Source organism: Cryobacterium sp. TMT1-19, assembly GCF_004403055.1.
In the GTDB taxonomy this organism is placed as follows: Bacteria; Actinomycetota; Actinomycetes; order Actinomycetales; family Microbacteriaceae; genus Cryobacterium; species Cryobacterium sandaracinum.
This window is the reverse complement of sequence record NZ_SOHB01000071.1, coordinates 1-2,216: the sequence shown is the minus strand read 5'-3', so window position 1 is coordinate 2,216 and position 2,216 is coordinate 1. Positions and strand designations below refer to the sequence as shown.

2 protein-coding genes are annotated in these 2,216 nt (G+C 71.2%); both read right to left on the bottom strand.

What is annotated here, in order from left to right:
* Positions 1-144: 144 nt before the first annotated feature.
* Entirely contained in the window at positions 145-537 is a 393-nt protein-coding gene (locus E3T40_RS16140; protein ID WP_104169798.1) for a TraR/DksA C4-type zinc finger protein, read from the bottom strand.
* Between the two features lie 183 nt (positions 538-720).
* Positions 721-2,216: molybdopterin-dependent oxidoreductase (locus E3T40_RS16135; protein ID WP_241981813.1), on the bottom strand; the 1,496-nt coding region annotated here is incomplete at its 5' end.

Below are 2,216 nucleotides of genomic sequence, written 5' to 3'. Positions count from 1 at the left end.
GGAGCTCGGGCGTGTACCGCCCATATTTTCGCTGTGCCATAAGTCCATCCAATCTCAACTTCTCAGAAAGACTGTCCGGAAACCACGGGTCACCCCAGACCAAAAACCGCTCTGGAGACCAGAATCTCCGTCGAATTGGTTCGGTCAGGCCCGGCGGTGCGCCTCCAACTCGCGCGCGCAGTCGATGCACAGCTCCGCGGACGGCCGGGCCTCGAGTCGTTCCCGGCCGATCGGTTCGCCCCGGCGGGTGCAGAACCCGTAGCTGCCGTCCGCGATGCGCGCCAAGGCTTGGTCGATCGCCGCGGACTGCGCCGCCAGGTCGCTGTGCACACCCGAGATGCGCGACCACTCCATGGTCAGGGTGGGTCCTTCGGGATCGTGCTCGTCGTCGGCGGTGCCGGCGTTTCTGGCCTCGATCACACCGTCGAGGGTGGTGCCGATCCGGCCGAGCGCGATGTCGAGGTCGCGGCGCTGATGGCGGAGCAGCTTCTCGAAGTGCCGCAGGTCGGCGGGGGTCAGTTTCGTCCGGGTGGGCATAAGCGTCTACTCCGCTGCCGGGGGGCGACGTGAGCCGCCGGCGCGCACTGTCGATCCGTCATTCCGGTGCATGATTCCCGTCCTCTCAAGCTGGGCACGGCAATGCGCCGGCACGCTGCGTGGTTTTCGCTGTTGAAGATACGCCCGCGCCGGCCGGCTGTCGCGGGGCTGCGAGGGGTCGCTTCAGGCGACCGTGACCGGGATATCGTGCAGGCCGGTGGCCCCATCGGGGATCACGTCCCGGCGCACAGAAGTCTGCACCAGGCCCGCGGCATCCGTCGCCCGCACCCGCAGGGTGTGCCGCCCGGCCGATGCCGGCCAGACCCAGCTCCACTGCCGCCAAGTGTCGGCCGAGATCGCGTCGGCCAGGGTCGCGTCGTTCCAGGCTCCGTCGTCAACTTGCACCTGCACGCCGCGGATGCCCACGTACTGCGACCAGGCCACACCCGCCACGATCACCGGTCCGGCCGCGATGTCGGCGTTACGGCTCGGCACATCGATCCGGGAGGAGAGCTTGACCGGTCCTCGGGCGGTCCAGCCGCGCGTCGTCCAATAGGCGGTCTCCCGGTCGAAGCGGGTCACGTTCAACTCGACCACCCATTTCGTGGCCGACACGTAACCGTAGAGCCCGGGCACGACCATGCGCACCGGGTAGCCGTGCTCGAGGGGGAGCGGCTCCCCGTTCATCCCCACCGCGAGGATCGCGTTGCGGTCGTCGGTGAGAACCTCCAGCGGGGTGCCCGCGGTCCAGCCGTCCTCGCTGCGGGAGAGCACCATGTCGGCCCCGGCGAGAGGCCGGGCCCGCGCCAGCAACAGGCGGATCGGGTAGCCCAGCCAGGTCGCGTTGCCGATCAGGTCGCCGCCGACGGCGTTGGAGACGCAGGCGAGAGTGGTCGTGCTCTCCTCGAGGGGCAGGGCGAGGAGCTCGGCGAAGTCGATCTCGATCTCCCTCTCGACCATCCCGGTGACCGTCAGCGTCCAGGTTCCCGGGTCGATCCGGGGCACCTGCAGGGCGGTGTCGATGCGGTAGAAGTCGGCGTTCGGGGTGATCAGCGGAGTGAGGCCGGGGATGTCCAGCGCGGCACCGTCTGGGATCGGGGCACCGGGAACGGCCGCGGCCGGCAGTGTGAAGCGCGCGCGCGCGGCATCCGTCGCCCGGATACCGGCCGAGATCAGCTGCCCGCCGGCCGCGGCGAGCACGCCCAGGCCGGCGCTGGCCCCGGCCCAGACCAGGAACCGACGGCGGTCCGGGGCGGATGCCTCGGCGCCTGCGGGCGTGCGGCGCAGCTGGGCGACCATCACCGTGAGGAGCACGGCCGAAACGACCATCGCCAGCACTGCGGGCATCGCGTCGAAGGCGGCGGTGTTCTCCCGGGACAGCACCGCGAAGACGGCCAGCGCGCCGGCCAGGGCCACGAGGACCCGGCCGATCGGCGGCCACCGGAACTCCAGCACCCCGGCGGCGGCGGCCAGCACCACGGCACCGAGCGCGACGCAGAACACCAGTACGACCTTGTCGGCCGTGCCGAACAGGGCGATGACGAGTTCCTTCAACCAGGCCGGGGCGCGGTCGATGACCAGCGCGCCGACGGCGAAGATCGGGCTGCCCACCGGGGCGAGCAGGGCGGCCGTCAGCTCGGCCGCGCCGAGGCCGGCCAGGGCGGCGGCCACGCCGGCCG